This is a genomic window from Cobetia sp. PDI-23MA (assembly GCF_059507735.1).
The window spans coordinates 186,394-205,510 of the sequence record NZ_CM183352.1 but is presented as its reverse complement, the minus strand read 5'-3'; the positions used below and the strand labels follow the sequence as shown (position 1 = coordinate 205,510).

The window sequence follows — 19,117 nt, the reverse complement described above, 5'->3', positions numbered from 1 at the left end:
GGATTGAGGCAATGGGCGGCGACTAGCTGGCTGGCCGCACCATCAAGGGGCCATATTCTATCGCAAGCGTGCAGCCGCCCCCAGCCTTGTGCTTTCACGCCAACGGTGGCGTCAGGCGCATCCCCTGCCCCGGCCCGATCCCGGCCGGGCCGAACAACTGACAGTCGGGGCAGGCAGCGGGTTGATCACCGTGGGCGCGATGCGCTTCGGCGACCGAGTCACGTAGCGAGGCGATCGCCGCCTCGGCGGTATGGAAGTAGTTCTCACGCCCCATGCGCTCGAGGAAGCCACCGCGCTCCATCACTTCCAGCGCGTACATGCGAAAGCCGCACATGCTGAGACTGCCGCCAGCATCGCGCAGGCGACGCTGCTCGATCTCGAGCATCTCGGCACCCGCGATATCGATGAAGTTGCAGCCGGTGCCCAGCAGGATGACGTGCTTGCCGGTATAGCGCGCCAGCTTGCGCTGGACGTGGTCGACCGCCCCGAAGAACAGCGAGCCATCCACGCGCAGAATCACCACCTCTCGGCATTGAGCCAGCTGATAACGCTCGGCATTGCGCACCCCAAGCTCCGGATGTTCCGGGTCTGGCGCCATCTCGACCAGCCGTGGCCGTGAGGTGCGGTTCAGATACAGCACCAGCGAGACCAGCACCCCGGCGAAGATGGCAAACTCCAGCGGCAACAGCAGAGTGGCGAGGAAGGTGATCACCAGCACCACCGCCTCTTCGCGGCTGACGGCCAGAATCTGGCGGATATGACCGACTTCGATCAGGTTGGCGGCGATCACCATGATCAGGCCCGCCATCGCAGGCAACGGCAGCCAGGCGGTCACGTCAGGCACCAGCAACAGCACCGCCAGCACGATCAGCGCCGCCACCACCACCGACAGCGGGGTGCGGGCACCGGCATCATAGTTGGCGCCGGAGCGCGTGAAGGAGCCGGAACCGGCGAAGCACGAGAAGAAACTGCCCGCCAGATTCGACAGACCCTGGCCGATGAACTCCTGGTTGCCATCGATACGCTGATGCGAGCGCACGCCGATGGCGCGCGCGATGGAAACCGCCTCGATCAAGCCGAGCACCGCCAGCGCGAAGGCCGCCCCACCCAGCGAGCGCAGGGTGTCAAAGCCCAGCGGCGGCAGGGAAAACGGCGGCAGACTGCCGGACAGAGCGCCGACCATCGGGATACCTGCCGCGCTGCCGCCGAGCAATGCCGCGACACCGCAGCCGACGGCCATCGCCACCAGCATCCATGGCAGCTTGCGATTCAGCCGCCGGACCAGCACGGCCGCAAGCAAGGTACTGAGTCCCGTAATCAGTGTTGCCCACGAGGTATCGTCCAGATGCCTGAGCAGCGCCCACCAGGTGCCGAGAAAGCTCGAGGCATCGCCAAGCGCGATACCGAACAGGTGCTTGAGCTGACTGGTCGCGATCAAGACCCCGGCACCGGCGGTAAAGCCGATCACCACCGTATGCGAGATGAGATTGACCAGCGCCCCCATGCGCATCAGCCCCAACGACAGCTGGATGATGCCGACCATGCAGGTCAGCGCCAGCACCAGCGGCAGGTATTCGGGACTGCCCGGCGCGGCCAGGGTCGAGACGGTGCCGAACACCACCATCGAGATCGCCGCGGCCGGGCCACTGACCATATGCCGCGAACTGCCGAACAGGCCGGCGATGATCGCCACCACGATGGCGGCATACAGCCCATGCGCCGGTGGCAGGCCGGCGATCAACGCATAGGCCACCCCCTGGGGCAGCACCAGCACCGCGCCGCTGAGGCCCGCGATCAGGTCAGAACGCGCATCCGCGGGCGACAGCTGACGCATCCAGCCGAGAAAGGGCAGCAGCCGCGACAGACGATAGGCCGCGGCACTGGTGTGCTCGGGCCCCTCTGCCCTCTCGGTAGATTCGGGAGATTCGGAGGGCGGCGAGGGAGGAGGCGGAGTATCAGCGGACAAGAAGTATCTCCGTGGCGAGGCAGGAAAGAAATCGTCAGCCGGCAGCCGCGATGTCCCTGAGCGTACTCGGGGCAGGCTTGAAACCAGCGGTGATAAGTCTATCGCTGAAATCACTGATGAAACAGGGCCGCCACATGCTCGGCGACCACCTGCGGCCCTGCGACAACTTCAGGTTGAAGAAGCCCGATAACGAGAAACGAAGAGAGGCGAGAAGACACGGCGCTGGCCATGCCGCGCCCGAGCAGTGACAATACCCGCTCCTGACACCGCTGCGGACCCTGACGCCATGACCACCGACGCTACGCCGACCGATACCACGACTCCCGAGACGGCGGGTGGCTATACCCCGCCGCTGGATGCCAGCGAAGCCGAGGCCATCGACGCCACGCGCCAGTGGGTCGAGACGCACATCATCGCCGACAATCTGTGCCCGTTTGCCGCGCGCGAGATGGCACGCAACAGCATCCAGTATGCCGTGGTGCCCGGTGCAGGACTCGAGCGCAGCCTGCAGGCACTCGGCGACGAGCTGCTGAACCTGGACGCCAATCGCGATGCCGAGACGACGCTGGTGATCTTCAAGGACGGCTTCCGCGACTTCGATACCTACCTCGAGCTGCTCGACTATGCCGAGGCGCTGCTCGAGATGCAGGGCTACGAGGGCATCTATCAGCTGGCCAGCTTCCACCCGGAATACGTGTTCGAGGACACCGAGGAAGACGACGCGGCCAACTACACCAACCGCTCGCCCTACCCGATGCTGCACCTGCTGCGCGAAAGCTCGGTCGAAGCCGCCATCAATGCCTACGCAGGCGATGTCGAAGAAGTGCCAGGGCGCAATGAGGCGCTGATGCGCGAGCGCGGTGTCGAGCTTCTGGTCTCACGCCTCAAGGCCTGTGCTCACGCCGCCCGCCAGGCTGACAAACAGGACTGACAAGCAGGACTGACAAGCAGGACTGAGCTTCGTGCTCGGAGAAAACCCCATACGAACAAGGCCAGCCGAGAGGCTGGCCTTGTTCGTTGTATGCAGCATCACACCACGATGTCCCCGTGCGGCAGACTCACGCGCCAGGCGCAGATGTCACAGGGCTTCCAGTGCCTGGGACAGCTTGTCGACCGCCACGATGGTCATGCCCTTGGGCGGGTTCCTGGGGGCATTGCCCTTGGGCACGATGGCGCGCGTAAAGCCGTGTTTGGCGGCCTCGACAATGCGCTCCTGGCCACTCGGCACCGGACGGATCTCGCCGGACAGCCCCACCTCGCCGAACACCACCAGCTCACGCGGCAGCGGGCGGTTCTGCAGGCTGGAGACCACCGCACACAGCACCGCGAGGTCGGCGCTGGTCTCGAGCACCTTGACCCCGCCGACCACGTTCAGGAAGACATCCTGATCGCCGGTGAACAGGCCACCATGCTTGTTGAGCACTGCCAGCAGCATCGACAGACGATTGCCGTCCAGACCGACGGCGACACGGCGGGGATTGCCCAGCGGCGAGTCATCCAGCAAGGCCTGCACTTCGATCAGGATCGGTCGCGTGCCCTCCCACACCACCATCACCAGACTGCCGGAGGACTGCTCCTCGCTGCGCGACAGGAAGATCGCGCTGGGGTTCTTCACCTCCTTCAGGCCCAGCTCGACCATGGCGAACACGCCCAGCTCGTTGACCGCACCGAAGCGGTTCTTCTGGCCACGCAGCGTGCGGAAGCGCGAATCGCCATCGCCCTCCAGCAGCAGGGAGGCGTCGATCATGTGCTCCAGCACCTTGGGCCCGGCCAGCGAGCCGTCCTTGGTCACGTGGCCGACCAGCAGCAGCACGGTATTGGTTCGCTTGGCGAAGCGGGTCAGCGCGGCGGCGGACTCACGCACCTGCGAGACACCGCCCGGCGCGGATGACAGATCCTCCAGATGCATGGTCTGAATGGAGTCGATGATCAGCACCTCGGGCTTCTCGCGCTCGGCGGTGGCCAGAATCGTCTCGACGCTGGTCTCGGCCAGCATCTTGAGACCCTGGGTCGGCAGCTGCAGACGATGGGCGCGCATCGCCACCTGCGACAGCGATTCCTCACCGGTGACGTAGAGTGAGCGCTTCTGCTGGGCGAGCTTGCAGGCGGTCTGCAGCAGCAGCGTCGACTTGCCGGCCCCCGGGTGGCCACCGAGCAGCACGGCGGAACCCGGCACCAGCCCGCCGCCCAGCACGCGGTCGAACTCGCCGAAGGTCGAGGAGAAGCGCGGCACTTCGGCCAGCGAGACATTGGAAAGATCGGTCACATTGTCGCTGAGCGTGCCGGCGTAGCCGCCCCGCCCATTGCTGGCGCTACGCGCGGCACCACCGGCGACGGCCCCCGCAGCGGGGGCGGCGCCGGGCAATACCGTGGCGCCGACGCGGATTTCCTGCAGGGTGTTCCACTCGCGGCAGCCGCTGCACTGGCCCTGCCACTTCGAGAATTCGCTACCGCATTCGGTACATACGAAGGCGCTCTTTGCTTTCGCCATCAGACAATCCTGTCGGGAAGAAGTGATTCTCGGCGTCATGATGAAGTGTCGTCAGCCGCGGATTTCCAACGGCCAGACACAAGGAAGGCGGCTTGCGCCGCCTTCCTTGTGCTCACGATCGCCTTGTGGCGCACGGCACGCTTACTGGCGCTTGAGGCGCAATGTCTCACCGTTCTGGAAGCGACGCTTCTGCGGGTCGACCAGCTCCAGGGTCTGGGCATCCAGACGCAGGAAGTAGTAGGTCTGGCCTTCGCCGTCCGGCGTCAGCTCATAGACGGTCGCGTTCGGGTCCGTCACGGTGCCGGACAGCACGTCCCACTGGCCTTCGTAATGCTCTGGATCCGGCTGCTGCGGATGATCACGATAGGTGGCATCGAGACTGAAGGTACGCTCATCCTGGGCTGCCTCTTCGGCACCCTTGAGGCGTACATCGAGGTCAATGCCCGTGCAACGACGACACGGCAGGGTGCCCTTGTAGACGGCAACCTGCTCGCTGGCTGTCTCGGTAGCGCTGTTGTCAGCGGCACCGTCATTGGTCTGGGCCGTTGATGCGCACCCGGCGAGACCGACCATCAGCGCGGCTCCCACCATCAGAGTCCTGATCTGCATTGAATCCTCCTTAAGGCGATGACTCGATAGCAGCGTCAGCGCTATCGACGGCGAGCGGTCTGCCCGCTTTGGCAGGCAGACCGCTCACAAGCTTCCACGCTCAAGAATAGCGGGTATCCGCCCCGGGAGGCCAGCCCCGATGGCGTTTATCGAACACCATTCGCTAAATCGTGTCGGCCTCAGCCGCGGCGATCATGGCCATTGTCGAGAAACGGATAGTCGGTATAACCCTTGGCACCACCACCGTAGAAGGTATCCGGGTCCTGCTCGTTGAGCTCAGCGCCGAGGCGAATGCGCTCGACCAGGTCCGGGTTGGCGATATACGGGCGCCCGATGGCGACGGCATCCGCGATACCCTCATCGATGATGCGAGCCGCGCTCTCACCGTCGTAATGGCCGCAGAAGATCAGCGCGCCCGTGACGCGCTCGCGCAGAGCACGACGGAAGTCATCGCTGAACTTGATGTCGCCACCGGCCCAGTCCGGCTCGTTGACGTGCACATAGGCGATGCCACGTCTGGAGAGCTGCTCGGCCATGTAGAAGGCCATCTCTTCCGGCTCGTCATCGGTCAGACCGAAGATCTCGATGAAAGGCGTCAGGCGGATGCCGGTACGCTCAGGGCCGAAGACTTCGGCGACGGCATCGACGACTTCCAGCGTCAGGCGCGCACGGTTCTCGACCGAGCCACCGTACTGGTCAGTACGCTGATTGGTGCCGGTGGCCATGAACTGGTTGAGCAGATAGGCATTGGCGGCATGCACCTCGATCATGTCGAAACCGGCGCGCTTGGCACGCACGGCGGCCTGGCGATAGTCCTCGATCAGCTGGGGAATCTCGTCCGTCTCCAGGGCGCGCGGCGTACTGGTGGGATGACGTCCGCTGGTGCCGTCCTCGAACTCGACGAAGCACTGGGCGCCTTCACCCCGCAGGGCGCTCGGCGCGACCGGCTGCTGGCCGTCCGGCTGCACCATCTCATGCGAGACGCGCCCGACATGCCACAGTTGCAGCGCCATGCGGCCGCCCTTGGCGTGCACCGCTTGGACGACGCCCTTCCAGCCCGCCTCCTGCTCATCGGTCCAGATACCCGGCGTGTAGACATAGCCACGTGCGGTGGGCGAGATGTTGGTCGCCTCGCTGATGATCAAGCCGGCACCGGCACGCTGACCGTAATAGGCCTGCTGCAGCTCACCAGGCACGCTGTCGGGGGTACGAGCTCGTGTCAGCGGTGCCATCAGGATGCGGTTGGGGAGGGTCAGATCACCGAGCTTGACCGGATCGAGCAGGGTATCGGCGTACGGGGCATTGGTGTTGGCAGTCATCGGGGCTCCTTGAATTGCAGGTCTTCGCCCAGCGTCCTCATCGCACTAAGTCGCGCAAGCTGGGCAAGCATGCCTATGACATGCGGTACACCACGCGCTGCTTCAAGCACGCGCATCGCACGAGAATAATGCTGGCATGGCAACAATGTGCAAAGCTGCACCAGTCGGCACGCTTCAGGCTCAGGCCGAGAGCCTGCCGGAGCTTGTACCGCGACGATCCAGCGGGCAACATGAAAAGCATCCATGACACGGGTCATGCACTGTCACCAGCGGCGAGAAATCATGAGCAAGTACTGGAGCCCCCAGGTCCACGACCTGACCCCCTACGTCCCCGGCGAACAACCGCGTGAGCAGCTGATCAAGCTGAACACCAACGAGAACCCCTACCCGCCGGCGCCCGCCGTGGAGCAGACGCTGCGCGAGTTCAATGCCTCTGATCTGCGCCGCTACCCGGACCCGAGCTCCAGCTCACTGCGCACCGCCCTGGCTGATACCTTCCATGTGGCCGCCGAGGAAGTCTTCGTCGGCAATGGCTCCGATGAGGTGCTGGCGCTGGCCTTCCAGGCATTCTTCCGTCAGGACAAGCCGCTGCTGCTGCCGTCCATCAGCTACAGCTTCTACCCGGTCTACTGCCGCATGTATGGCATCGAGTCGCGCAGCATCGCGCTGACCGACAACTGGGAAGTCGACCTGGAAGCCTTCGGCAACGACAATGGCGGCATCATCTTCGCCAACCCCAACGCCCCGACAGGGCATGGCCATGGCCGCAAGGCGATTGCCGCGCTGCTGGAGCGCAATCCGCAGAGCGTGGTACTGGTCGACGAGGCCTACGTGGACTTCGGCGGCGAAAGCGCCATCCCGCTGATTCATCAGTATCCGAACCTGGTCGTGTCGGGCACTTTCTCGAAATCGCGCAGCCTGGCGGGCATTCGTCTTGGCTATGCCGTGGCCTCGCGTGAGCTGATCGAGGGTTTGGAGCGCGTGAAGGACTCCTTCAACTCCTACCCCATCGATCGCCTGGCCGAACAGGTCGGCGTCGCCGCGCTCAGTGATCCCGCTTATTTCGATGAGTGCCGCACGCGAGTCATCACCACCCGCGAGCAGACGCGCGATCGCATGGCCGCGCTGGGATTCAAGATTTTGCCCTCGCAGACCAACTTCGTACTGGCGACTCACCCGACCCACGATGCCGGCAAGCTGTTCATCGGCCTGCGCGAACAGGGCATCCTGGTGCGCCACTTCAACACCGACACACTACGTGACTATCTGCGTATCAGCATCGGTACCGATGCCGAGATGGACAGCCTGATCGAAGCCCTGGAAACCCTGTGTCGCTGAGATAGCGCACGGCCCGGCCTGTGATTGCACCAATCAAAGAAGGCGCCCTGTGGGCGCCTTCTTTGATCAGAATGTCTCTCACAAGCTCACCGCCCGGCTCATTGCACAGTTCACCGCATCATTCATCGCGCCTAACACGCTTCAGGAGCACAACATGACAACGGACAGTCTCACCATGGCTTCGGACTCACCCTCGCCCCCCCGCCTGCCTCTGACGCAAGTGCATCACGTGGCGCTCATCACCGCTGATTACCCACGCGCCAAGCGCTTCTATCTCGAGGTCATGGATGCGCAGGTGATCAACGAGGCCTATCGCGAGGCCCGCGACAGCTACAAGCTCGACCTGCTCCTGCCGGGCGGTATCCAGCTGGAGCTGTTCTCCTTCCCCTCTCCGCCTGAGCGCCCCAGCTATCCGGAAGCCTGTGGGCTTCGTCACCTGGCGCTGGCGACAGAAGACATCGATACCTGTGTCGAGCTGCTGATCGCCCGTGGCGCCACGCCAGAGCCGATACGTGTCGATGAATACACCGGCGCCCGCTTCACCTTCCTGTCAGACCCTGACGGTACGCCCATCGAGCTCTACGAAATCTCGCCCTGATGTGATGGTGCACTGAAACTTCACTGGCCCTGAAGACAAAAGGCCCCTGTCGATATCTCGACAGGGGCCTTCTTGTGTCATGTGCACGTTGCTTGGGCAAAGCTTTTCTCTCGCCCACAGCTAATTCGCATGCAGGACTCTCTGCACAACTTTTCCTGCGCACATTTTTTCCGTGTACAAAGAGAACCGCCCCTGCAGCAAGGCTACAGGGGCGGTTCGGGATAAGTGCCTGACGATGACCTACTCTCACATGGAGAAACTCCACACTACCATCGGCGCTAAGCGGTTTCACTTCCGAGTTCGGCATGGGATCGGGTGGTTCACGCTCGCTATGGTCGTCAGGCGAAACGGTGGCATCTTGCGATGCCTGAGTCCCGAGGCTTGTGGCCTCGCGACTCGCAATATGAATCATGCTGACCGATATGTCGTCGATCCTGTCGCAATCCCGGCGGTTTGCCTGCGCAAACCCCTTGGGTGTTATATGGTCAAGCCTCACGGGCAATTAGTACTGGTTAGCTCAACACATTGCTGTGCTTCCACATCCAGCCTATCAACCTTGTCGTCTTCAAGGGCCCTTCAGGAGGCGCAAGGCCTCAGGGAAGTCTCATCTTGAAGGGGGCTTCCCGCTTAGATGCCTTCAGCGGTTATCCCGTCCGAACGTAGCTACCGGGCAATGCCATTGGCATGACAACCCGAACACCAGAGGTTCGTCCACTCCGGTCCTCTCGTACTAGGAGCAGCTCTTCTCAAACTTCCGACGCCCACGGCAGATAGGGACCGAACTGTCTCACGACGTTCTAAACCCAGCTCGCGTACCACTTTAAATGGCGAACAGCCATACCCTTGGGACCGACTTCAGCCCCAGGATGTGATGAGCCGACATCGAGGTGCCAAACACCGCCGTCGATGTGAACTCTTGGGCGGTATCAGCCTGTTATCCCCGGAGTACCTTTTATCCGTTGAGCGATGGCCCTTCCATACAGAACCACCGGATCACTAGAACCTACTTTCGTACCTGCTCGACGTGTCTGTCTCGCAGTCAAGCACCCTTATGCTCTTGCACTCAATGCACGATTTCCAACCGTGCTGAGGGTACCTTCGTGCTCCTCCGTTACTCTTTGGGAGGAGACCGCCCCAGTCAAACTACCCACCATACACTGTCCTCGATCCGGATGACGGACCTGAGTTAGAACGCCAATGATGTCAGGCTGGTATTTCAAGGTTGGCTCCACCGCATCTGGCGATGTGGTTTCAAAGCCTCCCAGCTATCCTACACAGACAACATCAGCATCCAGTGTAAAGCTATAGTAAAGGTTCACGGGGTCTTTCCGTCTAGCCGCGGGTACACAGCATCTTCACTGCGATTTCAATTTCACTGAGTCTCGGGTGGAGACAGCGTGGCCATCATTACGCCATTCGTGCAGGTCGGAACTTACCCGACAAGGAATTTCGCTACCTTAGGACCGTTATAGTTACGGCCGCCGTTTACCGGGGCTTCGATCAAGAGCTTCGGACGAATCCTAACCCCATCAATTAACCTTCCGGCACCGGGCAGGCGTCACACCCTATACGTCCGCTTGCGCGTTTGCAGAGTGCTGTGTTTTTAATAAACAGTTGCAGCCACCTGGTATCTTCGACCGGTAGGAGCTTACGGAGCAAGTCCTTCACTCGAACCGGTGCACCTTCTCCCGAAGTTACGGTGCCATTTTGCCTAGTTCCTTCACCCGAGTTCTCTCAAGCGCCTTGGTATTCTCTACCTGACCACCTGTGTCGGTTTGGGGTACGGTCGCATGTGATCTGAAGCTTAGAGGCTTTTCCTGGAAGCGTGGCATCGATGACTTCCTGACCGTGGTCAGTTCGTCTCGCATCTCGACCTCAGAGGAACCGGATTTGCCTGATTCCTCGGCCTACATGCTTTCACCAGGACAACCAACGCCTGGCTCACCTAGCCTTCTTCGTCCCCCCATCGCAACCACATCCGGTACGGGAATATTAACCCGTTTCCCATCGACTACGCGTTTCCGCCTCGCCTTAGGGGCCGACTCACTCTGCTCCGATTAACGTAGAACAGAAAACCTTGGTCTTCCGGCGGGGGAGTTTTTCACTCCCCTTATCGTTACTCATGTCAGCATTCGCACTCGTGATACCTCCAGCAGACTTCTCAATCCACCTTCATTGGCTTACACGACGCTCCTCTACCGCTCATCCAGAGGATGAACCCGTAGCTTCGGTACCTGATTTAGCCCCGTTATATCTTCCGCGCAGGCCGACTCGACTAGTGAGCTATTACGCTTTCTTTAAAGGGTGGCTGCTTCTAAGCCAACCTCCTAGCTGTCTGAGCCTTCCCACATCGTTTCCCACTTAATCAGGATTTTGGGACCTTAGCTGACGGTCTGGGTTGTTTCCCTTTTCACAACGGACGTTAGCACCCGCTGTGTGTCTCCCACGCTGCACTCACTGGTATTCGGAGTTTGCCTCGGGTTGGTAAGTCGGGATGACCCCCTAGCCGAAACAGTGCTCTACCCCCAGCGGTGATACGTGAGGCGCTACCTAAATAGCTTTCGAGGAGAACCAGCTATCTCCGGGCTTGATTAGCCTTTCACTCCGATCCACAGCTCATCCCAGCATTTTTCAACATACTTGGGTTCGGGCCTCCAATTGATGTTACTCAATCTTCACCCTGGCCATGGATAGATCGCCCGGTTTCGGGTCTATACCCTGCGACTGGTCGCCCAGTTAAGACTCGGTTTCCCTACGCCTCCCCTATACGGTTAAGCTCGCCACAGAATATAAGTCGCTGACCCATTATACAAAAGGTACGCGGTCACACCACGAAGGTGCTCCCACTGCTTGTACGCATACGGTTTCAGGATCTATTTCACTCCCCTCGCCGGGGTTCTTTTCGCCTTTCCCTCACGGTACTGGTTCACTATCGGTCAGCCAGGAGTATTTAGCCTTGGAGGATGGTCCCCCCATGTTCAGTCAGGGTTTCTCGTGCCCCGACCTACTCGATTTCACGTGACTTAGACTTCGACTACGGGACTATCACCCTGTATCGTCAAGCTTCCCAGCTTGTTCGCCTGTCGGTTGTCACGCTTAAGGGCTGGTCCCCGTTCGCTCGCCGCTACTTGGGGAATCTCGGTTGATTTCTTTTCCTCCGGGTACTTAGATGTTTCAGTTCCCCGGGTTTGCCTCTATAGGTTATGTATTGGCCTATAGATACTCACCTGATAGTGAGTGGGTTTCCCCATTCGGAAATCGTTGGGTCGCAGGGTATTTGCCACCTCGCCAACGCTTATCGCAGGCTATCACGTCCTTCATCGCCTCTGGCTGCCAAGGCATCCACCGTATGCGCTTAATCGCTTGACCATATAACCCCAAGGGGTCTGTCAAGGATTACGACTCTGTCGGACCTCTCCGACATATCGTTTGATAGACATGCGCTTGGCGCACACATCTATCGTCAGCATGATTCACATTGTTAAAGAGCGGCTGTTCAGAGAACAGTGAGAAGCGCGCTCTGATGAGCACGCTTGCCACTGCCGGCTAAGCCAGCAATAAGATCAGGTAATTCGTTGTGAGCACTTGCCGCGAGCAGTAGACAGTGTCGATAAGGAGGTGATCCAGCCCCAGGTTCCCCTAGGGCTACCTTGTTACGACTTCACCCCAGTCATGAACCACACCGTGGTGATCGCCCTCCCGAAGGTTAGGCTAACCACTTCTGGTGCAGTCCACTCCCATGGTGTGACGGGCGGTGTGTACAAGGCCCGGGAACGTATTCACCGTGGCATTCTGATCCACGATTACTAGCGATTCCGACTTCATGGAGTCGAGTTGCAGACTCCAATCCGGACTGAGGCAAGCTTTATGGGATTGGCTCCACGTCGCCGTATTGCAACCCTTTGTACTTGCCATTGTAGCACGTGTGTAGCCCTACCCGTAAGGGCCATGATGACTTGACGTCGTCCCCACCTTCCTCCGGTTTGTCACCGGCAGTCTCCTTAGAGTTCCCGACATGACTCGCTGGCAAATAAGGATAGGGGTTGCGCTCGTTACGGGACTTAACCCAACATTTCACAACACGAGCTGACGACAGCCATGCAGCACCTGTCTCAGAGTTCCCGAAGGCACCAATCCATCTCTGGAAAGTCCTCTGGATGTCAAGGGTAGGTAAGGTTCTTCGCGTTGCATCGAATTAAACCACATGCTCCACCGCTTGTGCGGGCCCCCGTCAATTCATTTGAGTTTTAACCTTGCGGCCGTACTCCCCAGGCGGTCAACTTATTGCGTTAGCTGCGCCACTAAGTCCTCAAGGGACCCAACGGCTAGTTGACATCGTTTACGGCGTGGACTACCAGGGTATCTAATCCTGTTTGCTACCCACGCTTTCGCACCTCAGTGTCAGTGTCAGTCCAGAAGGCCGCCTTCGCCACTGGTATTCCTCCCGATCTCTACGCATTTCACCGCTACACCGGGAATTCTACCTTCCTCTCCTGCACTCTAGCCAAGCAGTTCCAGATGCCGTTCCCAGGTTGAGCCCGGGGCTTTCACACCTGGCTGACTTAGCCACCTACGCGCGCTTTACGCCCAGTAATTCCGATTAACGCTTGCACCCTCCGTATTACCGCGGCTGCTGGCACGGAGTTAGCCGGTGCTTCTTCTGCGAGTGATGTCTTTCTTGCGGGGTATTAACCCACAAGCGTTCTTCCTCGCTGAAAGTGCTTTACAACCCGAAGGCCTTCTTCACACACGCGGCATGGCTGGATCAGGCTTTCGCCCATTGTCCAATATTCCCCACTGCTGCCTCCCGTAGGAGTCTGGGCCGTGTCTCAGTCCCAGTGTGGCTGATCATCCTCTCAGACCAGCTACGGATCGTCGCCTTGGTGAGCCGTTACCTCACCAACAAGCTAATCCGACATGGGCTCATCCGATAGCGCAAGGTCCGAAGATCCCCTGCTTTCTCCCGTAGGACGTATGCGGTATTAGCCTGAGTTTCCCCAGGTTGTCCCCCACTATCGGGCAGATTCCCATGCATTACTCACCCGTCCGCCGCTCGACGCCTCCTAGCAAGCTAGGATCGTTTCCGCTCGACTTGCATGTGTTAAGCCTGCCGCCAGCGTTCAATCTGAGCCATGATCAAACTCTTCAGTTGAAAGCTTGATAGTCTGTTAAGCAGACCAAACTTGGTTCAGAGTCAAACTTCTCGTGAGAGGCTTGCTCCGATATCTGGTGACCTTGTCACCACTCATCGGCAAGCGCTCACACGAATTACCTGATCAAATTTTTAAAGAGCGTCGCTGTGAAGCGAGGAGGCATATTCTACCCGGAACGCTTGAGAAGTCAAGCACTTGATGATGAGTCAGTCGACTGCCTCTAATCATCATCAAGCGGTGAGGAGCGTTGCTCGATCACCTGCTCCGTAAGGAGTGCGGCGTATTCTAGCGAATCGCCCGCGATTGTCAATCGATGAATTCGAAGCAGACTTCAAAAACATCAAGTAAAACAATCACCTGCAAACCTCTTTCACCGCTGGTAACGCCATGCGTCCCCGGCAGCGGATGCGTACTTTACGCACGAACCGTCGTGAGGGCAAGGGCTTTCTTGAAAGAATCTCGCCACGATGATGCCAGGAGTTCAGAACGCGCTCGGCCCCACCATGTCTGGTGAGGCCGAGCGGGAGGTGACTTACGACAGCGACTTCTCAGTATCAGTACATCTGAGTACCTCAGCGCGTCACGGTCACTCGTGCGTAGCGCTTCTTGCCCGCCTGGATGACGATGGCAGTATCGAAAGGTGCCATATAGGAAGGCTCGACCACTTCGCCATCCACTTTCACGCGGCCATTCTTGAGCATGTCCTTGGCCTGGGCACTGTTGTTGGCCAGACCCGCACGATTGATGACCGCCGCGATCGGCGCCACCTCGGCGCCCTCCAGGCTGACGGTGACATCCGGCATGTCCGCCGGCAACTCGCCGTCGGCCAGCTGATTGCCGCTGGAAAGGTGCGCCGTCACCGCCGCTTCTTCATCGTGGAAACGTGCCACCAGCTCGCGCGCCAGCTCCATCTTGATATCACGCGGGTTGGCACCGTCGTCGATGCTGGCCATCAGCGCCTTCACTTCATCGAGGGGACGCAGCGACAGCAGCTCGAAGTAACGCCACATCAGCGAATCCGGCATGGAGACGATCTTGTTGAACATCTCGCCGGGTCGGTCGTTGATGCCGATGTAGTTGCCCAGCGACTTGGACATCTTCTGCACGCCATCCAGGCCCTCGAGGATCGGCATGGTGATCACCACCTGCGGCTCCTGGCCACGCTGGCGCTGAAGCTCACGTCCCATCAGCAGATTGAACTTCTGATCGGTGCCGCCAAGCTCGATATCCGCTTCCAGCGCCACGGAGTCATACCCCTGGATCAGCGGGTAGAGGAACTCGTGGATGGAGATCGGCTGATTGCCGCTATAGCGCTTGTCGAAATCGTCACGCTCGAGCATGCGAGCGACCGTGCTGGAGGCCGCCAGCTCGATCATGTCAGCCGCGGAGAGCTTGCTGATCCATTCGGAGTTGAAGGCGATGCGCGTCTTCTTCTTGTCGAGAATCTTGAAGACCTGCTCCTGATACGTCAGGGCGTTGGCCTTCACATCCTCTTCGGTCAGCGGCTTGCGCGTCACGCTCTTGCCGGTGGGATCGCCGATGCGGCCGGTGAAATCACCGATCAGGAAGATGATCTCGTGACCGAGGTCCTGCAGCTGGCGCAGCTTGTTGATCAGCACCGTATGACCGAGGTGCAGGTCCGGCGCCGTCGGATCAAAGCCTGCCTTGATCTTGAGCTTGCGCCCGGACTCGAGCTTCTTGATCAGCTCTTCCTCGACCAGCACCTCATCGGTACCGCGCTTGATGATCTCCAGCGCTTCCACTACTGACTTGTCGCTCATCCTGCCCTCTCTGACCGTTGCTGCTCCCCTCGTAACGGGGCATGTTGGCCGAGAATGTTAGCATGACGAGCATGGCATGCACCCCCTGCCGCAGAGCGGCGTGCTCACGAGCTTCCCACTCCCTGTTGCACGCCCCCAATGATCGGGAGATCCCAATGGCGCTTTACCTCGGCCTGATGACCGGCACCAGCCTGGACGGACTCGATATCGCCTTGCTCGATATCGCACCCTCCTCGCCAGACCACGAACGGATTCGCTTCATTGATGGGCTCGACCTGCCGCTGCCCGAGACACTGCGAACTCGCCTCTGGCAGCTGATGCATTGCGATGAGGCATGCTTCGCGGATCTCGCCGCCGCCGAAAAGGCGTTGGCTGAACTGGCCGCCAGCGCGGTGACGCGCTTGCTGACCCGCCAGCAGCTGAGTGCAGAGGATGTCGCGGCGATTGGCAGCCATGGCCAAACCATCGAGCATCGCCCCTACGGCTTCAGCGATCAGCCATGCCACACGCCCTACACCCTGCAGCTCGACAACCCCAGCCTGCTGGCCGAGCTGTGCGGCATCCCTGTCGTTGCTGACTTCCGGCGCCGCGATCTGGCCGCCGGCGGTCAGGCGGCCCCGCTGGCGCCCGCCTTCCACGCTGCTCTTTTCAGTCAGCCAGACCAATGGCATGGGCTGCTCAACCTGGGCGGCATCGCCAATCTAACACTACTCCCCCCTCAGGGCTCCACAGCTGACGTCATCGGCTTCGACACCGGCCCCGCCAACTGCCTGCTGGATGCCTGGCATTCACGTCATCGTGGTACCACAGTGGATCAGGACGGTCAGTGGGCCGCCAGCGGCAAGGTAATCCCTGACTTGCTCGAGAGATTGCTGTCGGCCGATTACTTCCGCCGACCACTTCCCAAGAGCACCGGCCGCGAAGATTTCCATCTCGACTGGTTGGCACAGCACCTGACCGGCGACGAGTCACCGGCCGACGTGCAGGCCACGCTCCTGAGTCTGACCGTCGAAAGCATCGTGCGGGCATTGGAGCAGACCGGCGTATCACTGGCCGCGCTGACTCCCTGCGGTGGCGGGGCACGCAATGGCGCCCTGCTCACTCAGCTGGAGCAGCGCCTGGCGCAAGGCGAGCAAGCGACGCCCCTTGTGCCCTGCGCTGACATGGGCTGGAACGCAGACCTGCTCGAAGCCAGCGCATTCGCCTGGCTCGCGGCGCGCAGAGTCCTGGAGCGCCCCGGCAACCTGCCCAGCGTGACCGGCGCGAGCGGCCCGAGAGTGCTGGGCGGCCTCTACGCTCGCTGACCCTCATCGGATACGAAAAAGCCGCCCTTCTCGTGATGAGGAGGGCGGCTTTTGATTGGGACAATCACCATGCTGACATCACCGACAGCTGGCATGACCGACACGCCTCAGTCGTCATCCCCTTGCAGCGAGAAGCGACTGGCGGCACTCATGACATCCTGCTGGGCTTCCTGGGCACTATCGGAATCACCGAACTTGATCATCAGGCGCAGGTCATTGGCGGAATCGGCATGCGCCAATGCCACTTCCTCGGTGATCAAGCCCTGCTGATGCAAGGCGTAAAGCGATTGGTCGAAGGTCATCATGCCCTGCTGCTGCGAGCGCTTCATGACGTCCTTGATCTCGACCACCGCGCCCTTGCGGATCAGGTCGACGATCAGCGGCGAACGCAGCATCACCTCAATGGCCGGCACGCGCTGGGTGGTATTGCCACTCCTGTGAGGCAACAGCTGCTGGGCCACGATGCCCTTGAGGTTCAGCGACAGATCCATCCATACCTGCTCATGACGCTCCTCCGGGAAGAAGTGGATGATGCGGTCCAGGGCCTGGTTGGCATTGTTGGCATGCAACGTCGCAAGACACAGGTGGCCTGTCTCGGCGAAGGTCAGCGCGTGCTCCATGGTCTCACGCGAGCGGATCTCGCCGATCATGATCACGTCCGGCGCCTGACGCAGCGTATTGCGCAGTGCCACCTCGAAGGACTCGGTATCGATTCCCACTTCACGCTGCGTCACGATGGAACGCTGATGAGGGTGGATGTACTCGATCGGGTCCTCGATGCAGATGATGTGCCCGCTGGAGGTCTGATTGCGATGCTGGATCATTGCCGCCAGTGAGGTCGACTTGCCGGCGCCGGTGCCCCCGACGAAGATCACCAGCCCCCGCTTGGTCTCCGAGAGTCCCTTGATGATTTCCGGCAGCCGCAACTCTTCCAGGCTGGGAATCGACAGCTGGATGCGGCGAATCACCATGCCCATCTGGCTGCGCTGGTAGAAGGCGCTGATCCTGAAGCGCCCGACACCCGGCAAGCTGTATGCGAAGTTGGCCTCGCGCTCTTCCTCGAAGCGCTCCCGCTGCATGTCACTCATCGGCGCGAGCACCAGCTCCCTGACCTGATCGACACTCAGTTTCCTGTCGCCCAGCGCCACCATGCGGCCATTGACCTTCATCTGCGGCGGTGTGCCGGTGGAGATGAACAGATCCGAGCTGCCCTTGCTGACCATCAACTGCAGAAGTTCATGCAGCCATTCATGAGGAGTCATGAGTTGTATCCCGATATGCGCCTTGAGAGTCGCGCCCAAGGCCTCGCGCTGAAATGCCGTCCCATGAACCTGAAAAGTTGACGTGTTCCGGCCCCTGCCCCACCTACCTGCAACGTGATTGTCGGCCCTCCTGGCGAATTCAGCTCAACAAGCCCTTGGCTTTCGCCTGAGCATCTTCATTGGTCACCAGCCCTTCCGCCAACAGACGCGTCAGCGCTGCATCCAATGTCTGCATGCCCAGGGCACCACCGGTCTGGATGGAGGAGTACATCTGCGCCACCTTGTCCTCGCGGATCAGGTTACGAATCGCAGGCGTCGCGATCATGATCTCGTGAGCCGCCACCCGGCCACCGCCAATCTTCTTGAGCAGTGTCTGGGCGATGACACCCTGCAGGGACTCGGACAGCATCGAGCGCACCATTGCCTTCTCCTCGCCGGGGAAGACGTCAATGATACGGTCGACAGTCTTGGTCGCAGAGGTAGTGTGCAGGGTGCCGAATACCAGGTGACCCGTCTCGGCCGCGGTCAGTGCCAGACGGATGGTCTCGAGATCTCGCAGCTCCCCGACCAGAATGACATCCGGGTCTTCACGCAGTGCCGAACGCAGCGCGGGCGCGAAGCCGTGGGTATCACGATGCACTTCACGCTGGTTGACCAGACACCGCTTGGACTGGTGCACGAATTCCACCGGGTCCTCGATGGTGAGAATGTGGTCGTACTTGTTCTCATTGATGTAATCGATCATCGCCGCCAGCGTGGTGGATTTACCGGAACCGGTCGGCCCAGTGACAAGAATCAGGCCGCGCGGCAGCATGCACATCTTGCGGAAGGCTTCACCGAGCCCCAGATCCTCCATCGTCAGCACTTCCGAGGGGATGGTACGGAAGACGGCCCCCGCGCCGCGCCCCTGATGGAAGGCGTTGACACGGAAACGCGAGACCCCCGGCACCTCGAAGGAGAAATCGGTCTCGAGGAATTCCTCGAAGTCACGGCGCTGCTTGTCGTTCATGATCTCGTAGATCAGCGCGCGCACCTGCTTGTCATCCATTGACGGCACATTGATGCGCCGCACATCACCGTCGACACGAATCATCGGTGGCAAACCTGCGGACAGGTGAAGATCCGACGCGTTCTGTTTTGCCGAAAAAGCCAGCAGTTCGGTAATATCCATGCAGTTCCCTCGCGAAGACCGAAGCTCTTGTACCAACGAGTCTTGTGTACTCTGGTGAAAGTGTGAAGTGGCTCTTCAGTAGATAGTGCGATGGGCACCATGTCACCAGGCCTGTCACGCTCATG

Annotated in this window: 11 protein-coding genes and 3 rRNA genes; 4 read left to right on the top strand and 10 right to left on the bottom strand. The window is 60.4% G+C overall.

The annotated features are described in order from the left end of the window. Nucleotides 1-94 precede the first annotated feature (94 nt). On the bottom strand, nt 95-1,966 hold the full coding sequence (locus AC5WNJ_RS00930) for a SulP family inorganic anion transporter (RefSeq protein ID WP_253065000.1): 1,872 nt from the start codon (nt 1,964-1,966) through the stop codon (nt 95-97). 286 nt (nt 1,967-2,252) lie between these two features. Here AC5WNJ_RS00930 and AC5WNJ_RS00925 point away from each other — a divergent pair, with 286 nt between their 5' ends. Beyond that, complete coding sequence (locus AC5WNJ_RS00925; protein ID WP_253065002.1) at nt 2,253-2,897, top strand: DUF1415 domain-containing protein; 645 nt, start codon at nt 2,253-2,255, stop codon at nt 2,895-2,897. 147 nt (nt 2,898-3,044) lie between these two features. Here the strand turns inward: AC5WNJ_RS00925 and radA are convergent, their stop codons facing one another. The 3 genes from radA to AC5WNJ_RS00910 all read right to left on the bottom strand — a co-directional run bounded on the left by radA (nt 3,045) and on the right by AC5WNJ_RS00910 (nt 6,385). Then, entirely contained in the window at nt 3,045-4,457 is a 1,413-nt protein-coding gene (gene radA / locus AC5WNJ_RS00920) for a DNA repair protein RadA (protein WP_166019612.1), read from the bottom strand. A 141-nt stretch (nt 4,458-4,598) separates the two neighbouring features. Beyond that, on the bottom strand, nt 4,599-5,066 hold the full coding sequence (locus AC5WNJ_RS00915; protein ID WP_043336742.1) for a copper resistance protein NlpE N-terminal domain-containing protein: 468 nt from the start codon (nt 5,064-5,066) through the stop codon (nt 4,599-4,601). Nucleotides 5,067-5,245: 179 nt separating this feature from the next. Continuing rightward, a complete protein-coding gene (locus AC5WNJ_RS00910; protein ID WP_176675955.1) occupies nt 5,246-6,385 on the bottom strand; it encodes an alkene reductase in 1,140 nt (379 codons plus the stop codon). A gap of 282 nt (nt 6,386-6,667) precedes the next feature. Here AC5WNJ_RS00910 and hisC point away from each other — a divergent pair, with 282 nt between their 5' ends. Both hisC and gloA2 read left to right on the top strand, forming a co-directional pair. Then, the gene (hisC, locus tag AC5WNJ_RS00905) at nt 6,668-7,723 is read left to right on the top strand and encodes a histidinol-phosphate transaminase (RefSeq protein ID WP_253065004.1); all 1,056 of its coding nucleotides are present in this window, start codon (nt 6,668-6,670) and stop codon (nt 7,721-7,723) included. Between the two features lie 154 nt (nt 7,724-7,877). Next, on the top strand, nt 7,878-8,321 hold the full coding sequence (gloA2, locus tag AC5WNJ_RS00900; protein WP_253065006.1) for an SMU1112c/YaeR family gloxylase I-like metalloprotein: 444 nt from the start codon (nt 7,878-7,880) through the stop codon (nt 8,319-8,321). Between the two features lie 227 nt (nt 8,322-8,548). Here gloA2 and rrf read toward each other — a convergent pair. The 4 genes from rrf to tyrS form a co-directional block, all read right to left on the bottom strand. Next, nucleotides 8,549-8,664, bottom strand: a 5S ribosomal RNA gene (gene rrf / locus AC5WNJ_RS00895). A gap of 138 nt (nt 8,665-8,802) precedes the next feature. Next, nucleotides 8,803-11,690: ribosomal RNA gene (locus tag AC5WNJ_RS00890) — 23S ribosomal RNA — on the bottom strand. Nucleotides 11,691-11,932: 242 nt separating this feature from the next. Then, nucleotides 11,933-13,473 (bottom strand): 16S ribosomal RNA (locus AC5WNJ_RS00885). The 16S, 23S and 5S rRNA genes sit together here, the layout of an rRNA operon. 573 nt (nt 13,474-14,046) lie before the next feature. Beyond that, nucleotides 14,047-15,255 (bottom strand): tyrosine--tRNA ligase, encoded by a 1,209-nt coding sequence (gene tyrS, locus AC5WNJ_RS00880; protein WP_253063208.1) that lies wholly within the window; start codon nt 15,253-15,255, stop codon nt 14,047-14,049. A 155-nt stretch (nt 15,256-15,410) separates the two neighbouring features. On the opposite strand from tyrS, the gene AC5WNJ_RS00875 reads away from it, so the two are divergent. Beyond that, entirely contained in the window at nt 15,411-16,559 is a 1,149-nt protein-coding gene (locus tag AC5WNJ_RS00875) for an anhydro-N-acetylmuramic acid kinase (RefSeq protein WP_253063210.1), read from the top strand. 107 nt (nt 16,560-16,666) lie between these two features. On the opposite strand, the gene AC5WNJ_RS00870 is transcribed toward AC5WNJ_RS00875, so the two are convergent. Together AC5WNJ_RS00870 and AC5WNJ_RS00865 are read right to left on the bottom strand one after the other, a co-directional pair. Then, nucleotides 16,667-17,821 (bottom strand): PilT/PilU family type 4a pilus ATPase, encoded by a 1,155-nt coding sequence (locus AC5WNJ_RS00870; RefSeq protein WP_253063212.1) that lies wholly within the window; start codon nt 17,819-17,821, stop codon nt 16,667-16,669. Between the two features lie 139 nt (nt 17,822-17,960). After that, on the bottom strand, nt 17,961-18,992 hold the full coding sequence (locus AC5WNJ_RS00865) for a type IV pilus twitching motility protein PilT (protein ID WP_176675948.1): 1,032 nt from the start codon (nt 18,990-18,992) through the stop codon (nt 17,961-17,963). Nucleotides 18,993-19,117: the final 125 nt, after the last annotated feature.